Source organism: Hyphomicrobiales bacterium (assembly GCA_039989895.1).
GTDB lineage: Bacteria > Pseudomonadota > Alphaproteobacteria > Rhizobiales > JACESI01 > JACESI01.
In genome coordinates this window covers 287,882-305,991 of sequence record JBDXGY010000005.1, presented here as the reverse complement: position 1 = coordinate 305,991, position 18,110 = coordinate 287,882, and the positions used below count along the sequence as shown (strand labels likewise).

The following is an 18,110-nucleotide window of genomic DNA, read 5'->3' as shown; positions in this document are numbered from 1 at the left end:
GCCTGCGTATTATTCGCTGGCGTCAAAGGCTGCTTCAATCATTGTAATGGCTTTGTCAGGAGTCATGATTGCCACATCAAAGCGAAAATCAATATCTGATCCCAAGGTCTCAGCATTTTCACTCATCCATAAAAGAGCGCTGTTAGCAATACGCTTTTGAGCGGTTAAGGTAACGCTATAGGCTCCTTCATCAACCGAACGCCGCGCTTTCACTTCGACAAACACGACCAGATTTTTTCTTCGTACAATGAGATCAATTTCACCATATTTTGTTTTATAGCGGTGTTCTAATAACTCGAACCCAAGCAAGCTAAGGTGGTCGCCAGCAAGTTTTTCTGCCTCAATGCCCAGATCAAAAGCTTTGCGCCGTTTGAGGCTAGGTTCCTTCATCTGCTTCCTCTTTCAAGGCGAGAGCGCGTTGATACAGGTCGCGTTTTGGGAGCCCCAATTGTTTGGATAAGAGAGAAGCGGCCTCTTTGATTTGGTGGGTTTTGAGCAAATCTCGAAGATCACGATCAATGACGTCTTGATTAATTGTCTTTTCAACAGGTGGTCCGATCATGAGCACAATCTCGCCTTTTGGGGTATCATCTCGCGCAAATTGTGCGGCTAATTCGCTCACGGTGCCGCGTGAAAAAGTTTCATACAGCTTTGTGAGTTCGCGCCCCACAGCCGCGTCCCGCTCACTGCCTAGGGCGTCCACGCAATCGGTAAGTACGCCTGCAATGCGTTTGGGGGATTCAAGAAAGACGAGTGTTGCTGGAATATCGGCAAGCTGTGTTAAGCGGGCCATGCGAGCGGCTTTTTTGGGTGGCAAAAACCCAGCAAACATAAAGGCGTCAGTTGGCAGACCTGCGGCAGATAGAGCGACAATTGGCGATGATGCGCCAGGTAGCGGTATTACCTTGTGCCCAGCCTCAAGCACATCATTGATGAGTCTAAAGCCTGGATCTGAGATCAAGGGTGTCCCAGCATCACTGACAAGAGCAATGGATTGTCCATTTTCCAGCGTGCTGAGCATCCGTGGGGATTGCTTTGCCGCATTATGGTCATGATAAGCGACCATACGGGTTTTAATAGAAAACCGTTGTAGCAATTTGCCCGTAACACGTGTGTCTTCGCAAGCGATCATATTAGCACCAGCAAGTGTTTGAAGCGCGCGCAGGGTTATGTCACCGAGATTACCAATGGGTGTGGCGACGATATAAAGCGCAGACTCTAATGGTTTGGCACGTAGGGAGGCTGGGTCAATGAAGAAGCCGCTATCTGATGAAGAGGTATTTTCCTGCATTGACGTATCATTGCCTCACTATAATAAGGGCCTCTTCTTAACCATAACACCTATAAATAGGCTACCGAAGGGGTTTGTGTCTGTTGTTCTTGGTTAATTTTTGGTACTTAGTTTAAAAATGCGGTAGAATGATCGGTATATCTCGCAGTCATATAGGGGCTTTCAGCTTGGTTGGGAAATTATATGCGGTTGAGAATAAAGGAAATTGCTATGAGTCGACGGTTTTATAAAACACTGGCATCCGCAATGGTTGCGGCTGTTGCTTTAACAGCCTGTGTTGCAACTGGGCCGCAATTTAGCGGAGGGCTGACAACGCCTACACCCGCAATTCCAACGCCAAGTGAGCAAATACCTGAAACAACCGTCACATCACCAGCACCCGCGAATGGTACAATTATTGGCCGCGGACCGATACGGGTTGCTATGTTACTGCCTAAATCAGCAGCTGGCTTTGGTTCCCTAGCCGCTGAAAATTTTGCTAATGCTGCAAGTCTTGCTTTGCGGGAATTTGATGAAAACGCGATAAATATCGTTGTGAAAGATACAGGTGGCACGGCTGCTGGAGCGGCGAATGCCACGCGAGAAGCACTCAATGAAGGCGCAGAGTTGATATTGGGGCCGGTCTTTTCAAAAGCAGTGCCGGCGGCGGTTTCTATCGCTAGACCTGCTGGCATTCCTGTTATCACGTTTTCTAATTCGTCAGGAGTAGGTTCTAGAGGGACTTATGTCTTTGGATTTACCCCTGAGCCAGGTATTAAGCGCGCGATACAATATGCAGGCAACAATGGTAGAAAAAGTTTTGCGGCTTTGTTGCCAAATAATGCTTTTGGTACTTTGGCCGAAGCGGCGTTTAGGCAATCTGTTGCCAGTGCCGGAGGTCGGATTGTCTCAATTGTAAAATATAGTTACAGCAATGGTGAGCCCAATAAAAGAGCTCAAGAGATTGGCGCCCTGGCTGCTAGTGGACAGATTGATGCGGTTTTTGTACCTGATGCTGGCGATGTAGCGCCTCAGCTCGTGACAACCATAAAACAGGTCGCGCCTAGCAATCCTAATTTGTTATTTATAGGCTCCGGCCAATGGGATGACCCGCGTATTTTTCGTAATTCTACCCTAGCAGGTGCGATATATCCAGCGCCTGAACGTAGTGGGTTTAATCAATTTGCCCAGCGTTATAATGGTACCTTTGGCAAACCACCTATTCGTTTAGCAAGCTTGGGCTATGATGCCGCAAGTTTGATGATTGTCTTAACTCAAAACTTTAAAGACCAACGATTTGCTGAAAGTAATTTAACAAACCCAAGCGGCTTCAAAGGTGTGGTCGATGGCACTTTCCGTCTTGAGACAAGTGGTCAAGTCAAACGTTCCTTTGCTGTTTATGAAGTAACAGTTGGCGGCCCGCGTATTGTTGCACCAGCACCACGAACATTTGCGCAAACAGCATCTAGTAATTAAAGCGCCATTCTTTAAGTCGTTAGTGGCGATGGTTTTTTGTTGCGCGTCATCAGCAAAATACCGAGCGTGAGTACAAAAAGCCCAGCCCAACTTATCAAGCCAATGGGCTCATCAAGAAAAATCAAACTGAGAAGAGCGACCAGACCAGGCACGCTTGCCATAAAAGCGGCTGTCCCAGATGGGCCAAGATGACGCGCTGCGATTGAGATCATTAGCAATCCAAATAAATTAGGCACCAGTCCTTGAAACAGGGCTTGAAGCCAGAATTGATGAGGTGTTGTCTCTGCAATGCCGCTTGGTAAAAAGAAAAACCAGATAGGCACAAAGGTGATTGCGTTTAAAATTGAACTGCACATCAAAACTTGTGTTGATGTTACATCCCAAAGACGACTGACCACGAGGTAAAGGCAAAAAAGCAAGGCGGCAACGATAAACATCAAATCACCTTGCCAAGTATCGAAAAAGCCAAAAGTGGCATCTCCTACGGTCATGATGACGCCAAAAAGAATGATCAGAGAGGCAATGATATGTCGTCTTGAAGGGCGTTGCGCGAGCCAAGTCCAGCCAATCAAAAGTGTGATAATCGGCAGCACGCCATTCATAAAAACACCCCCGTGGGCGGCAGGCGCTAATTTAAAACCAAAAAAAACCAGTAAGACATAGATAGGGCCAAGAAGCATCATCACCGTGATCATTCGCTTCCATGACATGTTTCGCCAAGGTTTGAAATAAAGCACGATGGGAAGAGCGACAAGAGCAGAAACGCCGTATCGCAAAGCCGCCAGATCATAAGGCGTCATAGGAGTGAGGGCTCCAGCGCGGCTGACGACCAGCCATGAAGACCAAATGAAGACAACCGACACTGCTGCAAACGCCCCAAGAAGAGGCCTGCGCGAAAAGGTTGCTGGACTAGATGTCAATCGTTTCGCCTATCATGAGCACTGTGAGACGATTTGTCTTATTGACGCGCATTCATCACTCATGCACTCAGCCCTTGTTCAAGGTCCGCAATAATGTCGCTCACATCTTCGATCCCTATTGAAAGTCGAATGACATCACCGGTCGCACCAGCGACAGTTTTTTGCTCGTCGCTCAGCTGTTTGTGCGTCGTTGATGCCGGATGAATGATCAGACTTCTGGTGTCACCAATATTGGCAAGATGCGAGAAGAGTTCAACATTGGAGACAAGTTTCACGCCCGCCTCATACCCGCCTTTGAGGCCAAAAGTGAAAACAGCACCGGCGCCGTTGGGCATATATCGGGCTGCGAGTGCGTGATTGGGGCTGTCTTCCAAGCCGGCATAACGCACCCATTCAACCGCTGGATGATTGTTGAGATAATCAGCAACCTGCAAGGCGTTGTCACAGTGACGCTGCATGCGAAGGGGTAGGGTTTCAACGCCCGTGAGAAGCTGGGATGAATTGAACGGAGAAATCGCTGCACCAAGGTCACGAAGCCCAAGCACACGGCAAGCAATTGCAAAACCAAAATTACCAAAAGTCTCATGAATGACCAGCCCATCATATTCTGGCCGAGGCTGTGATAGCATAGGAAAACGGGACGACGCGCTCCAATCGAAATTACCACAATCAACAATCATGCCGCCCATAGAATTCCCATGCCCGCCAATGAATTTGGTCAAGGAGTGGACGATGATATTGGCGCCATAATCAATAGGGCGACATAAATAAGGTGTAGCCATCGTATTATCGACAATCAGCGGCACGCCTGCTTTTTCTGCTATCCTTGCGATAGCTTCAATATCGGTGACAATGCCACCCGGATTAGCGAGACTTTCAATAAAAATGGCTTTTGTTTTGTCGCTTAAAGCGGCTTCAAAAGTGCTAATATCGTCGGTATCAGCCCATTTCACACGCCAATCAAAATTTTTGAAGGAGTGGTTGAACTGATTGATAGACCCACCGTAAAGCTTGTTCGCGGCGATGAATTCATCGCCTGACTGCATCAAGGTGTGAAAGACGCCAAATTGTGCCGCGTGGCCGGAAGCGACCGCAAGACCTGCTGTTCCGCCCTCAAGTGTTGCAATGCGTTCTTCTAAGACAGCGGTGGTTGGATTGGTGATACGGGTATAAATATTACCAAAAGCCTGAAGTCCGAAAAGAGAGGCGGCTTGTTCAACGTCATCAAAAACAAAACTAGTTGTTTGATAAATAGGAGTTGCACGCGCGCCTGTTGTTGGATCAGGGGCCGCGCCTGCGTGAATCGCCTGTGTCGAAAACCCTGGTTTTTTATCACTCATAATCCCGCTCCTATTTTTGCATTACTCCAAACCGCTGAAACCCTTTCAGCAATTTTGGTTTTCTTGATGAAATCACACCAGAGCAAACGCCTGCCCAGCCAATTTCACGCGCTAATCTTGCATATTCAATCTTCGGGCAACGGTCCATAACCACCTGTACGCCAGCCTCTTCAGCAAGTGTCGCCGCCTCTTGATTGAAAACGGTTAATTGCATCCAGATGACTTTTGGAAGTGGGTCAAGCATCAAGGCTTCCTTGACAACCCCAAGGGCCGCATCAGAGTTTCTGAAAATATCGACCATATCAACGGGTCTGTCTATATCTGCCAATGAGGCATAAACTTTCGCGCCACAAATCTCACCACCTGCCAGCCCCGGGTTCACCGGTATGACATCATAGCCCTTGGAAATCAGATATTTCACCACAAAATAAGAAGGCCGTATGGTCTTGGCACTGGCACCAACCACGGCAATGGTTTTCGTTTCGCATAAAATCGAGCTAATATATTTGTCGTCGTAAGCAGAGTGATCCATGTGTTTATTTAATCACGAAAGAATCCTTTCGTCATCCTCTACATTGCTAAATCTGCAACCACCGCATCAAGCACAAACCAGCCTTCGCGGCTGACGCGGATGATGTCATCAGATAGTTTTTCAAGCATCCCATCACCAATAAGATCTTCGATCTGTTTGTTTTCTATTGTCATGCCGGAAAGAGTTTCATAACGGCTGATTGAAATACCCTCTTTGAGGCGTAGCCCCATGAGCAGCATTTCATCTCCCGACTGCTCTTCGTTTAAAACTTCGACATTCCATATGCCATGTCCCTTCGCCTCAACCTCCTTCAGCCATGTTTCGGGATAGGTCTCAACAGCAAAGCCTGTACGCTCACCATCTAAAGTCAGTCGTGAATGGGCGCCCGGCCCAATGCCAGCGTAATCGCCATAGCGCCAATAGGTCAAATTGTGCAGGCTTTCACTACCTACTTTCGCGTGATTTGAAATCTCATAAGCAGGCAGACCGCGTGCATTACAAACATCTTGCGTGATGTCATAAAGCGCGCGTGCATGGTCATGATCAGGCGGTACGAGTTTGCCTGCATCAAACAGTTTTTGAAAAGGGGTGTCTGGTTCAATCGTCAATTGATAGAGCGAGAGATGATCGGCTGCATAATCTATTGCCAGATTCAGCTCGTCTTCCCAGTCTTTCTCGCTTTGGCCCGGTCGCGCATAGATCAAGTCAAAAGAAATACGCGGGAATGTGGCGCGCGCAATTTCAACCGCATTGATCGCTTGTTCCACATCATGCAGTCGTCCGAGGAATTTTAAATCTGCGTCTTTCAAACTTTGCACGCCAATCGAAAGCCGATTGATGCCAGAGGCGCGATAGGCTTCAAAACGTTCCGCCTCCACCGATGAAGGATTAGCTTCCATCGATATTTCTGCACCCTCCATCACATCCCAGTTGTTGCGTACTTCGCGCACCAGTGCATCGAGGGTTTCAGGCTCCATCAGTGACGGCGTGCCGCCGCCAAAAAACATACTGGTTACCTGTTTGCCTTTGGTGAGATCAGCAAAGTAGGCGATTTCGCGGCGATAGGCTTCCACGTAATCTTTTTGCGTCACACCACCATGGCGTACATGGGAATTGAAATCGCAATAGGGGCATTTTGCTTCACAAAATGGCCAGTGAATATAGATGCCAAAACCGGGGGAGGGTTGTTTCAAGGGCTTATCCTATATTGTCTAAAAGGCAAGCTTCGGCGAACATTTTGAAAGCAACAGCACGATGGGAAAGCGGTTCTTTGTCGCCGCCGAGATCAGAAGGTTTCCAGCCGTGTTTTTCGTCCGCCGTCATCTCGCCAAATGTTTTGGAATGGTCGTTGGGAAGAAATATTGGATCATAGCCAAAGCCTTCACTCCCGCGCGGGGGCCAAACAACATCGCCATGGACTTCGCCACGAAACATTTCATGATGGCCATCAGGCCACGCAAGGCAAAGGCAAGCGACAAAATAAGCGTGGCGGTCGTCTGAGCCACTGGCTTCTATTTTCTCCTGCACATTACGCATGGCGCGGGAAAAATCTTTGTCTTCCCCTGCCCAGCGCGCGGAATAAATACCCGGATCGCCATTGAGTACTGAAACCGCAAAGCCTGAATCATCGGCCAAAGCAGGTAGACCCGTTGCTTTCGCTGCAGCCTCAGCTTTCAAAAGTGCATTGGCTTCAAATGTTGTGCCCGTTTCTTCAGGTTCAGGAAGGTTAAGTTCGCTCGCAGATTTAGCCACAAGACCAAAGGGAGAGATCAATTCGTTGATCTCGCGCACCTTGCCTTTATTGTGGCTTGCTACAACCAGCGTGTCACCTTCGAGCTTTCGCGTCATTCTTTGATGGCCGCCTTTTGTAAATCAACCAGTTCGGCAATGCCTTTTTTGGCCAATGTCATGAGGGCTGCAAATTCCTCTTCCGAGAATGGATCTTTTTCAGCGGTTCCTTGAATCTCGATGATGCCGCCTGAACCGGACATGACAAAATTAGCGTCTGTCTCAGCATTGCTGTCTTCGGCATAATCCAGATCAAGAACGGGTGTGCCATTGTATATACCGCATGAGATAGCGGCTACATTGTCTTTTAAAACTGTGCCTTGCAAGAGCGAGCGATCACGCATCCATTCGATACAATCATTGAGAGCAACCCAAGCACCAGTAATGGCTGCTGTGCGTGTGCCGCCGTCCGCTTGAATGACATCACAATCGACAGAAATCTGCTTTTCGCCAAGCGCTTTCATGTCCACAACGGCGCGCAACGAGCGACCAATAAGGCGCTGGATTTCCTGTGTGCGGCCTGATTGCTTGCCGGAGGAGGCTTCACGGCGCATCCGGTCAGAAGTTGAACGCGGCAACATGCCATATTCGGCCGTCACCCAGCCTTGTCCGCCACCGCGCAACCACGGTGGTACACGTTCTTCTAGGCTGGCTGTACATAAAACATGGGTATCGCCAAATTTAATAAGGCATGAGCCTTCCGCATGTTTTGAAACATTACGCTCTATTGAGACATCACGCATGGTGTCTGGTGTGCGGTTCGATGGGCGCATGGGAATTCCTTCTTATGTTTAACTTTATCTGATGTCTTAACGAGGGAATGAGCAGGCGTAAACTACTGTTGGCAAAGAATGACCAAAATAACAGGAGAGGAGGGGGTATTTACATGGTCATGAATGTTTTGGTTATGTGTCTTTCATGAAATGAAGCTGTTTTTTTAAAAGAGGCTTGAGCAATACCTATTGAATGGTAGATAGTAGTTCTACAATTGAATTGCCTGAGGGAATATTTTGACCGGCTCGACAGATCAGCTTTTACGTGAGGTGGATGAACGCTCACGCGAGATTTTCCGCCATATTGTTGACACCTATCTTGCCTCTGGCGAGCCTGTTGGCTCACGCAATATTTCGCGATCTCTCTCCGATAGCTTATCGCCAGCATCGGTGCGCAATGTGATGTCTGATCTTGAGCATCTGGGGCTCATTTATGCGCCACATACGAGTGCCGGTCGTATGCCGACCCAAGAAGGGCTGCGCTTTTTTATCGACTCCATCATGCAAGTAGGTTCTCTTGATAACGCAGAGCGCCAAAATATAGAGCGTAACATCCAAGAAAGTGCAGACACAGAAGGTCTGGATAATGTGCTGGCAGAGGCAAGCACTATGCTTTCTGGTCTAACGGGTAGCGCTGGGCTTGTTTTAGCGCGAAAACAAAATGCGGCGCTCAAACATGTTGAATTTGTCCGTCTTGATGAAGCCCGCGCCCTTGTTATTCTTGTCAATGAAGATGGGCAGGTCGAAAATCGTGTGCTGCAATTGCCCAATGGAACGACGCAGTCGTCGTTAACGGAAGCGACCAATTATTTGAATGCCCGTATTCGTGGGAATACATTGAACGAGGCGAAAACAGATATTGAAAATCTCTATGAGTCATCAAAGCAAGAGCTTGATGTGCTCACTCAGAAAGTGGTTGAAGCTGGAATTGCTACATGGGTGGAGACGACAGAGGGCAGCGCGCCGACCATGATTGTGCGGGGCCGCTCTAATCTACTTGAAGATATGACCGCTGGTGAAGATCTGGGCCGAATCCGGCAACTTTTCGACGATCTGGAAGCTAAAAAAGACTTGATGCAGCTTTTGACGCTTGCAGAACAAGGTGACGGCGTGCGGATTTTTATTGGATCGGAAAATTCATTGTTTTCCATGTCTGGATCGTCGTTGGTTATGTCGCCTTATCGCGACAAGGAAGAGCGGGTTGTTGGTGTTTTGGGCATTATCGGGCCGACACGGCTGAATTATGCGCGCATTATCCCGATGGTGGATTATACTGCGCAGTTGATCAGCCGCATGCTTAAATAGCAGAAAATACAAGTAATTTAGAGCTCAAATCCTGCTTTAGAAGCAATTTGTCGCAGGCTCGAATCAAGTCTTGGTCCTACAACTTGAATGACTTGTGACGCCAATAGACATCCAAGCCGCCCGGCATTTTCATGGCTCATGTCATTTGTCAGACCATACAAATATCCAGCTGCGAACATATCCCCAGCACCGGTTGTGTCGATCACATTACTTGTCGGGAATGGCTTACAGGCGATCTGTTTTCCATGATCCAGAACGATCGCGCCCTTTTCACCACGTGTGATGGCAGCGGTTGAGCATTCTGCGGCTAGCATACGTAAAGCACTGTCAAAATTATTTGATTCGAATAATGATAAAAGCTCGTCTTCATTCGCCAGAACAATATCAACCGTACGGTTTTGGATAAGTTCTCTGAATTCATCACGGTATCTATCGACACAAAAAGAATCAGACAGCGTGAGCGCCACTTTACCGTCTGCTTCATGTGCAATTTCTGCCGCGCGGCGTAACGCATCTTTTGCGCGCGGTGGGTCCCATAGATATCCTTCAAAATAGATAACTTGGGAAGCGCGAATGACGCCGTCGTCCATATCTTCAGGACCAATTTCAGTGCAAGCACCAAGATAGGTATTCATTGTGCGTTCGCCGTCTGGCGTAATGGCAATGATAGAGCGGGCTGTTGGTTCTTTTTCCTTGATGGAGGCTGTTGGAAAATGCACGCCAAGCTTCACCATATCGTCGTAATATTGTTTTCCCATGTCATCATCAGCAACTTTGCCGAAGAAGGCAGTGCTGGAGCCAAGGTCTGCAAGGCCTGCAATGGTGTTGCCAGCAGACCCACCGGAGCGAATCTTTGAATCTTGAATTTGACCGCTTAGATAGAGTGCTCTTTCAGCATCGATCAGTGCCATACTGCCTTTGGTCAAATCATGAGTCGTGATGAAATCGTCCTCGACTTTGGCCAAAATATCGACAATTGCGTTGCCTATGCCCAAGACCTGATATTTTTTCGTTGTCATATGAAATTCCAATTCGCCGCGTGGTTCTTAAAAGCTATCTGAGTGGTGGTCCTTGCACAAGGGTGTTGTGTGTCTTACTTGAAAGAAACTGAAAGATAATTTATGCGGACAAAAAATCATGTTTCACGCGGCGAGCCTTGCGTTTAATCAAGTTTTTTCTAAGCCTTTTAGAGGCGTCTTCTGGAAAGCCCTTGGCATCACCTTAATATTGTTGGTGTTGCTTTGGTTGGGTGTTCAGGCGCTTCTTACAGCTTTTTTAGTTGTGCCTTACCCTTGGCTCGAAACAATCATTGCCTGGGCAACGGGTGCTGGCATGTTGGTAGGTCTTGGCTTTTTTATTGCGCCAGTGACATCTGTCTTTGCGGGTATTTTTCTCGATGAAATTGCGGAGAAAGTCGAAGACAGATTTTATCCACAAGACCCTCGTGGTAGGGAGATGCCTTTGTTGAAGTCTTTGGGGCTGACCACGCGTTTTGTGATGACGGTTCTCGGTGTCAATATTGTTGCCCTTATCTTGTTTTTCGTTCTCGGATTGGGCGTCCCGATTTTCTTCATTGCCAATGGTTACTTGCTGGGTCGTGAATATTTCGAGCTGGCGGCGATGCGATTTTTGCCAGTTGAAGAGGCCCGCACTTTGCGCAAGCATCATTCAATGCGGGTGTTTTTGGCTGGGCTTATGATTGCCGGCTTTTTAGCCATCCCCTTATTAAATTTACTCACGCCCCTGTTTGCAACAGCCTTCATGGTGCATATTTACAAAATGCTTTCAGGCTCCACACGCCCCGCGTTAGAATCGCAACTAAGCTAGATACAAAAAAGCCGCAGGCAGTGCCCGCGGCTTTTTTTGAATGTATCTGCGATTATTCGGCAGCAGCATTTCCATCAAGGCCGATGGTTTTCAAATAAGCGATCACATCTTTACGCTGATCTTCTTTTTTGAGTTTAAGAGCCATTTTAACTTTGGCTTTCTCATTTCCTGTGTGTCCACGGATGTATTTTTTAGGATCTTCTAGATATCCAAAAAGGGTCTCTTCATTCCAAACAAGACCAGAATAACCCTCAGGCGTGTCAAGATAACCATCACCATCTGCATCTTCGCCAATTTTACCGCGCGCTTCAATAATGCCTGTGCCATATTTATAGCCAACAGCAACACCGGCTGTGCGGCCAACGATACCATTTAATATTGGGCCAAGTTTGTTTTTCGCATCAGGTCCAACCGTATGACAGGCTTTGCATCGTTTGAATACTTTCTCACCAGCAACTGCATCGCCTGCACTTGCACCGGATGTGGCTGTTAGGGCCATGGCAGATGCCAATAAAATGCTCACAGCGACTGTTTTTAGTGGGTTATTCATCACAGATAGTCTCCTCAAATTATATTCTATCTTGGCTTATATCTTAATTGCCTGATAATAAGCCAGTAACTTATGACTGAATTATGAGAAAAATATGAACTACCAGCCACCCCAAAATTATTATGCATTAGATGCCGAAACGATGACCCGTTATTTGGCGCTTAATGCTCAAATTATTGATATTCTAGGCGGCAATCCGGAAAAATGGATTACTGAAGAGGTGGGTGATGGGAATCTGAATCTCGTATTCATTGTCAAAAATGGTGATAAATCTGTCATTGTCAAACAAGCGCTGCCCTATGTGCGTCTTGTCGGCGAAAGCTGGCCCTTGCCCTTGTCGAGAATTTATTTTGAACATGAAGCTTTATCACGGCAGGAGGCTGCGGTACCCGGTTTGACGCCGAAAATCTTGTGCTACGACCATGAGATGGCGCTGATTGTGATGGAGCATCTCACGCCGCATATAATTTTGCGAAAAGGATTGATTGCGGGCATTCAATATCCACATCTGGCTGATCATGCAGGTCGGTTTATGGCGGAAACATTGTTTTCCTATTCTGATCTTGCGCTTGATGGCGAAGCCAAGAAACTCAATGTAGCTTTGTTCTCAGAAAACCATGTGATGTGCGCACTCACAGAGCAGGTAATTTTTAATGACCCTTATTATCAGGCCGAATTAAACCATCACACGACCCCCCAGCTTGATGAGGTCGTCAAAGATATTCAACAAGATAGCGCCTTGAAGGTGGCAGTGCAGGAATTAAAGACGCTGTTTATGTCGAAGACGCAAACGCTTTTACACGGCGATCTTCATTCTGGCTCTATCATGGTCACCGAGAGTGATACACGTGTGATCGATCCAGAATTCGCGTTTTATGGGCCGATGGGATTTGATGTAGGTGCTTTAATGGCCAACTTGCTTTTGGCCTATTTCAGTCAAAAGGGCCATGCTACGGCTTCAGATGATCGGGCGGACTATAGCGAATGGCTGTTGCAAACGCTGTTGCAGACCTATGCAGTATTTGAGGCCGATTTTTCTACATTGTGGCGAGAGAGACGGGTTGGATCGCTTTATCCTGAAGCACTGTTCGCGACCAGTGATAGCTCAGCCTCAGAGCGTGCTTTGAATGCATATTTGCGCGATATTATGATTGATTCTATTGGTTTTGCTGGCGCAAAAATGCTGCGCCGAATTGTGGGCATTGCTCATGTGGAAGATCTTGAGGCGATTGAAGACGAAGATAAACGGGCCGCGTGTGAAAAGCGGGCTTTATCTTTAGCCCGTATTTTGATCACCGACCGCGCGTCCTTCTCCAGTTTTGATGATGTGGTGCGCATGGCACGGGAAATAAACGCATGAAAATCGAGGGCAAAGCCTATCGCTCCATCTGGATTGAGGATGATAAAGTAAAAATCATCGACCAAACACGCCTGCCACACGAACTGATGATTGTCGAATTGGAAACGATGGAAGACGCTGCCAGAGCCATCTCTCACATGCTTGTGCGTGGTGCGCCACTCATTGGGGCAACAGCGGCCTACGGCTTGGCTTTGGCCATGCGGATTGATGCCAGTGATGAGCATTTGAGCCATGCGGCAAAAACACTTGGTGCAACCCGTCCAACTGCCATTAATCTACGCTGGGCCATTGAGCGTGTCAGCACGTATTTAAAACCCTTGAGTGAGTCTGAACGTCTAGATGCCGCCTTTAAGCTGGCCTTTGAAATTTGCGATGAAGATGTAGAGATTAACCGGCGGATTGGTGAAAATGGACTGGCCATCATCAAGGACATCGCATCGAAAAAAGAGGGGCCAGTCAATATTTTAACCCACTGCAATGCTGGTTGGATTGCAACCGTTGACTGGGGAACCGCAACATCGCCGATTTATCAGGCCCATGATCTTGGCATAGATGTTCATGTTTGGGTGGATGAAACCCGCCCACGCAATCAAGGTGCGCATTTGACCGCATGGGAACTGGGCAGCCATGATGTCCCGCATACATTGATTGTCGATAATGCCGGCGGTCATCTCATGCAGCATGGCATGGTGGATGTCTGTATCACTGGTACAGATCGTGTGGCGTCAAACGGTGATGTTTGCAATAAAATAGGGACCTATTTGAAAGCCTTAGCAGCTCAAGATAACAATGTGCCTTTTTATGTGGCTTTGCCATCTCCAACCATTGATTGGAGTGTCTCGGATGGTTGTCGCGATATCCCAATTGAACAGCGTTCAGGCGATGAGGTCGCTTTCGTTCAAGGTTTGCTCAATGGTCAGACTGAACAAGTACGAATCACGCCTGAAACAACGCCCTGCGGTAATTATGCCTTTGATGTAACACCGTCTAAATATGTGACGGGTCTTATCACCGAACGGGGGATTTGCGCAGCGAACACTGAAGGACTCGCCGTTTTGTTCTCTGATTTAGCTGAACGCATGTGAGCCAAACCCTTGCGGGGCTTGAAGTCTGGCACAAAATCTATATCAAACACATAGGGTTCTGACCCTAGTCGATCTCCCACGACCACCTATACGGACAATATATAATGCTACGCCCTACATTTGCTGCCTTCGCGCGGAAACTAACGATTCCTGAATTAAAGAGCGCTGGATCTGCTGATTTCACTCCTTCTCGCGTAAAAACAGAACTACTTTCAGGTCTGACTGTTGCGCTTGCGTTGGTGCCGGAAGCTGTTGCTTTTGCTTTTGTGGCAGGGGTGCATCCGCTTGTAGGGCTTTATGCGGCCTTTATCGTAGGTCTGGTGACAGCAGTATTAGGCGGTCGTCCCGGGATGATTTCAGGAGCAACAGGGGCCTTGGCTGTTGTCATGGTTTCGCTTGTGGCGAGCCATGGCGTTGAATATCTCTTTGCAACCGTTGTCTTGATGGGGATTTTACAACTTCTGGCCGGTGTTTTCAGGCTTGGCAAATTTATCCGCCTCGTCCCGCATCCAGTGATGTTGGGTTTTGTGAACGGTCTGGCGATTGTTATTTTCATGGCGCAATTAAGCCAGTTTAAGGTGCCCGGCGCAGATGGTGCGCTGGTCTGGATGACCGGAACACCTCTTATCATGATGTTAGGACTTGTCGCCCTCACCATGGTGATCATCTGGGGCTGGCCCAAGATCACTACCGCTATTCCAGCCCCTCTTGTTGGTATCGGCGTTGTTGCCGGACTGGTGATTTTCTTCGGCATCGATGTGCCGCGCGTTGGTGATCTTGCCTCTATTCAAGGTGGGTTGCCGATGTTCCATATTCCCACTGTTCCGATCAATTTTGAAACGCTTCAAGTCATTGTTCCTTACGCCTTTATTCTCGCAGCGATTGGCCTGATTGAAAGTCTGCTGACACTTAATCTGGTAGGTGAAATCACAGGCAAACGCGGTGGCGCTTCACAAGAATGTCTGGCTCAGGGCCTTGCTAACACCATCACAGGTTTCTTTGGCGGCATGGGCGGTTGCGCGATGATTGGTCAATCTATGATCAATGTGAATTCTGGTGGGCGCACTCGTCTTTCCGGCATATTTGCCGCCCTTTGTTTGCTCGCCTTTATTCTGGTTGCCTCAGGTTTGATCGAGCAAATTCCACTAGCTGCTTTGGTGGGCGTTATGTTCATGGTGGTCATCGGTACATTTGCTTGGCAAAGCCTTGCCATTATGCGCATCATACCGCTCACTGATGCACTCGTTATAGTGCTTGTCACAGTTGTAACCGTGATGACTGACCTTGCGATTGCCGTTATCGTTGGCGTCATCGTTTCTGCGCTAGCCTTTGCATGGACAAACGCCAGACGTATTCACGCCAGACGAAGCGTCACGCCCGAAGGCACTAAAGTTTATGAGATTGAAGGACCACTTTTCTTCGGTTCAACCGACGGATTTGCTGAATTATTTGATCCCGCAGGTGACCCTGATCACGTGATTATTGATTTTCTCAACAGCCGGGTCGCAGATCAGTCTGCTTTGCAAGCCATAGAAGATTTGGCTTCAAAATATCAATCACAAGGCAAAGAGCTGCAATTACGTCATCTCTCTCGCGATGGTCATAAGCTTTTGAACCGGGCAGGCCAATTGGTTGTCGATGCGGATGATGACCCCGATTACGGTATTGCTGTGGATTATTCAATTAAGACTGGCAGCTTTGGTGGCGGCGGGCATTAGGTCAACACCTGTGTTATCGGTTTAATTCAGCTTCGACAAAATAAACCAGATTGCTTGCATAGCTGCGCAAGATTTCAACATTTTCTGTTGCCCTAGAGGCGGACCATAAACCTTGTGTGGCGATGGCCAGCACAGAGGCAAGCTCTTTCAGTTCGCTCCTGCTTCTTTTGCGGGCATCCTTATTCATGCGCTGAAGAACATTCTCAAAACCTGCCTGTAGGCGTTGGTTATGCGCATTAACATGTGCCATCACTTCTGGATCATGTGGGGCGAGTTCGGTCATTGTATTGGCCATCAAGCAGCCTGGACCTGGTAAGCCGACACCTTCAGCGAAGGCGATTTGACGCTCAAAATAAGCTTCCAGCGCCTCAAGCCCCACGCCTTTGATTTCAACAGGCGCAAAAGCAGGCGTTATCACATGGGTTGAATAATGATCCAAACAGGTGAGGAATAAATCACGCTTGCCGCCAAAGTCCGCGTATATCGCATGGCGGCTGCTGCCAGTGACTTTGACCAGAACATCCATCGACAAGGCTTCATAGCCGCGCTGCCAGAACAGATTCATGGCTTTGGCAATAACTTGATCTATGCTCTGGGACTTGGGTCGAGGCATTCGCATTATCCAAAATGGGTTAATACGAATAAGCTAGCAGCGCCCCCGTGACCTTTCAAGACGACAAGCAGAGCGCCGTGCATCATATCGTCTATTGTGGAGATCAAAAGATAGGGACTATAAGAGAAGCATTATGATTGAGTATGGTATCGTTCTTTTAGCTTTTGCACTTGGCTTTTCATTGGCTCGCGCCAGCACATGTACCGTGGCAGCAACCAACAGATTTGTAATGAACGGCAAGGCGGATTGGTTTTTCGGTCTAGTTGTTGCGGTAAGCTGGTCCGGTATGACCTTGCTTTTTCTAACCGTGTTTCTTCCAGATTTTGCGGCCATGCCACAGGATTTTGTGATTGGTTGGCAATTGGTTTTGGGCGCGGGCGTTATCGGTCTTGGGGCGTTGCTTAATAAAGCCTGCTTCATTGGTAGTGTCGCTAAGATTGGTATTGGTGATTTTTCTTATATTTTGACCTTTGTTGGTCTTGCGGCCTCATTGCCTGTGAGTCAAATTCCCGCGCTATCCGAATTTGTTCATACCACGCCCATCGAGAATGCAAACCGCCACAGTGGCGCTTTGTTTTGGATAATGCTCACGATTTTTATCGTGATATGCGCAATCAGCATATGGCGATTGATTAAACATAAGTCACAGGTCAAATTGGCACTGAGTGTTATGGGCATAACGGCGGCCATGATTTATGCGGCTCAACCAGGTTGGAGTTATCAGCATATGCTGGAGGAGATGGTTCTTCGCAAACGTTTTTCCAGCGGGTATATTATTGAAATGACCGTTGCCGCCCTTTTTCTTGGTGCGATCATCAGCTCGGAACTTAAAAATCGATTTAATCCGCATTTTTCATCGTGGAAGCCCAGTATGATGAATTTTGCAGGTGGCTTTTTAATGGGGCTAGGAGCGAAAGCGGTGCCGGGGGGTAACGATACCTTGCTTTTGTGGGACATACCCGGATTTGCCCTTCATGGGCTGGTGGCCTATGGCATCATGATCGCCGTTGTTGCGATGATGATCGCTACAATGAAACGCCTTGGCGTAGCCATGTAAATTGCCCATAGATATGAAAAGGCGAAAGCAGAGAAAGCCTGCTTTCGCTTTAATAACGGCTGTGAGACAGCTTATTTGCCCAGCGACAAAAATGTGTCTTGCTTGCGCATCAAGAAATGAGCGAGCGATGCACCAAATACAGGAACCGCTGTCAGGAATAAAATATTTGGCTTGGTTCCTGGATCAAGGATCAACGGTAAAGACACAACCAAAGAAGCAAGGTTCATCAGCATAACCGCACCTGTTGTGACAAATTTGAAAAGACCCAGAACATAAGCAAGCAGCAACAAAACTTGAGCCGCACCCACGGCATAGACAATGCTTACTCCAATACTGACACCGTAAAATTTCTCAAAAATACCCGGTTCATCGCCGCCAGCATAAGATTCTGGTGCGGCAATTTTAAGTACTGCCCACATAATCATAAGAAGAAAAATGGTCAGCCTTATTATGAACAAACCATATTGTGTTGATTTTTCATCATTCATTATGAAAG

At 47.8% G+C, this 18,110-nt stretch carries 19 protein-coding genes; 7 read left to right on the top strand and 12 right to left on the bottom strand.

Annotation, left to right across the window (positions count from 1 at the left end; translation table 11 throughout):
* Positions 1-9: 9 nt before the first annotated feature.
* Positions 10-390, bottom strand: a complete 381-nt coding sequence (locus tag ABJ081_06310) for a YraN family protein (protein MEP6356276.1) — start codon at positions 388-390, stop codon at positions 10-12.
* Positions 377-1,291, bottom strand: a complete 915-nt coding sequence (gene rsmI, locus ABJ081_06305; GenBank protein MEP6356275.1) for a 16S rRNA (cytidine(1402)-2'-O)-methyltransferase — start codon at positions 1,289-1,291, stop codon at positions 377-379. The genes ABJ081_06310 and rsmI overlap by 14 nt, the downstream gene beginning before the upstream one ends.
* 210 nt (positions 1,292-1,501) lie before the next feature.
* On the opposite strand from rsmI, the gene ABJ081_06300 reads away from it, so the two are divergent.
* Positions 1,502-2,746: a penicillin-binding protein activator gene (locus ABJ081_06300; GenBank protein ID MEP6356274.1), complete on the top strand. Its 1,245-nt coding sequence runs from the start codon at positions 1,502-1,504 to the stop codon at positions 2,744-2,746.
* An 11-nt stretch (positions 2,747-2,757) separates the two neighbouring features.
* Here the strand turns inward: ABJ081_06300 and ABJ081_06295 are convergent, their stop codons facing one another.
* From ABJ081_06295 to rph, 6 genes are read right to left on the bottom strand one after another with little or no spacing between them, the layout of a single operon-like run.
* Positions 2,758-3,666 carry a DMT family transporter gene (locus ABJ081_06295; GenBank protein ID MEP6356273.1) on the bottom strand — a complete coding sequence of 303 codons (909 nt, stop codon included), beginning with the start codon at positions 3,664-3,666 and terminating at the stop codon, positions 2,758-2,760.
* Between the two features lie 59 nt (positions 3,667-3,725).
* Positions 3,726-5,006: an O-acetylhomoserine aminocarboxypropyltransferase gene (locus ABJ081_06290; protein ID MEP6356272.1), complete on the bottom strand. Its 1,281-nt coding sequence runs from the start codon at positions 5,004-5,006 to the stop codon at positions 3,726-3,728.
* 10 nt (positions 5,007-5,016) lie between these two features.
* Positions 5,017-5,538: a CoA-binding protein gene (locus ABJ081_06285; GenBank protein MEP6356271.1), complete on the bottom strand. Its 522-nt coding sequence runs from the start codon at positions 5,536-5,538 to the stop codon at positions 5,017-5,019.
* 38 nt (positions 5,539-5,576) lie between these two features.
* Positions 5,577-6,731 carry a radical SAM family heme chaperone HemW gene (hemW, locus tag ABJ081_06280; protein MEP6356270.1) on the bottom strand — a complete coding sequence of 385 codons (1,155 nt, stop codon included), beginning with the start codon at positions 6,729-6,731 and terminating at the stop codon, positions 5,577-5,579.
* Positions 6,732-6,735: 4 nt separating this feature from the next.
* Positions 6,736-7,386, bottom strand: coding sequence for an RdgB/HAM1 family non-canonical purine NTP pyrophosphatase (rdgB, locus tag ABJ081_06275; GenBank protein ID MEP6356269.1), 651 nt, complete (start codon positions 7,384-7,386; stop codon positions 6,736-6,738).
* Complete coding sequence (rph, locus tag ABJ081_06270) at positions 7,383-8,099, bottom strand: ribonuclease PH (GenBank protein MEP6356268.1); 717 nt, start codon at positions 8,097-8,099, stop codon at positions 7,383-7,385. Before rph ends, rdgB begins: the two co-directional genes overlap by 4 nt.
* Positions 8,100-8,336: 237 nt before the next feature.
* On the opposite strand from rph, the gene hrcA reads away from it, so the two are divergent.
* Positions 8,337-9,404 (top strand): heat-inducible transcriptional repressor HrcA, encoded by a 1,068-nt coding sequence (gene hrcA, locus ABJ081_06265; GenBank protein ID MEP6356267.1) that lies wholly within the window; start codon positions 8,337-8,339, stop codon positions 9,402-9,404.
* A gap of 17 nt (positions 9,405-9,421) precedes the next feature.
* Here the strand turns inward: hrcA and ABJ081_06260 are convergent, their stop codons facing one another.
* A complete protein-coding gene (locus ABJ081_06260) occupies positions 9,422-10,423 on the bottom strand; it encodes an adenosine kinase (protein MEP6356266.1) in 1,002 nt (333 codons plus the stop codon).
* 118 nt (positions 10,424-10,541) lie between these two features.
* Here ABJ081_06260 and ABJ081_06255 point away from each other — a divergent pair, with 118 nt between their 5' ends.
* A complete protein-coding gene (locus ABJ081_06255) occupies positions 10,542-11,231 on the top strand; it encodes a sulfate transporter family protein (GenBank protein MEP6356265.1) in 690 nt (229 codons plus the stop codon).
* A 52-nt stretch (positions 11,232-11,283) separates the two neighbouring features.
* On the opposite strand, the gene ABJ081_06250 is transcribed toward ABJ081_06255, so the two are convergent.
* Positions 11,284-11,781 (bottom strand): cytochrome c family protein, encoded by a 498-nt coding sequence (locus ABJ081_06250; GenBank protein MEP6356264.1) that lies wholly within the window; start codon positions 11,779-11,781, stop codon positions 11,284-11,286.
* Between the two features lie 94 nt (positions 11,782-11,875).
* On the opposite strand from ABJ081_06250, the gene mtnK reads away from it, so the two are divergent.
* The 3 genes from mtnK (at position 11,876) to ABJ081_06235 (ending at position 15,944) form a co-directional block, all read left to right on the top strand.
* Complete coding sequence (gene mtnK / locus ABJ081_06245) at positions 11,876-13,141, top strand: S-methyl-5-thioribose kinase (GenBank protein MEP6356263.1); 1,266 nt, start codon at positions 11,876-11,878, stop codon at positions 13,139-13,141.
* Complete coding sequence (mtnA, locus tag ABJ081_06240) at positions 13,138-14,226, top strand: S-methyl-5-thioribose-1-phosphate isomerase (protein MEP6356262.1); 1,089 nt, start codon at positions 13,138-13,140, stop codon at positions 14,224-14,226. Before mtnK ends, mtnA begins: the two co-directional genes overlap by 4 nt.
* 104 nt (positions 14,227-14,330) lie before the next feature.
* Entirely contained in the window at positions 14,331-15,944 is a 1,614-nt protein-coding gene (locus tag ABJ081_06235; GenBank protein MEP6356261.1) for a SulP family inorganic anion transporter, read from the top strand.
* Positions 15,945-15,957: 13 nt separating this feature from the next.
* On the opposite strand, the gene ABJ081_06230 is transcribed toward ABJ081_06235, so the two are convergent.
* Positions 15,958-16,557 (bottom strand): TetR/AcrR family transcriptional regulator, encoded by a 600-nt coding sequence (locus tag ABJ081_06230; GenBank protein MEP6356260.1) that lies wholly within the window; start codon positions 16,555-16,557, stop codon positions 15,958-15,960.
* Positions 16,558-16,690: 133 nt separating this feature from the next.
* Between ABJ081_06230 and ABJ081_06225 the strand changes: the two genes are divergently transcribed.
* Positions 16,691-17,614 (top strand): YeeE/YedE thiosulfate transporter family protein, encoded by a 924-nt coding sequence (locus tag ABJ081_06225; GenBank protein MEP6356259.1) that lies wholly within the window; start codon positions 16,691-16,693, stop codon positions 17,612-17,614.
* Positions 17,615-17,685: 71 nt separating this feature from the next.
* Here the strand turns inward: ABJ081_06225 and ABJ081_06220 are convergent, their stop codons facing one another.
* On the bottom strand, positions 17,686-18,102 hold the full coding sequence (locus ABJ081_06220; protein MEP6356258.1) for a hypothetical protein: 417 nt from the start codon (positions 18,100-18,102) through the stop codon (positions 17,686-17,688).
* Positions 18,103-18,110: the final 8 nt, after the last annotated feature.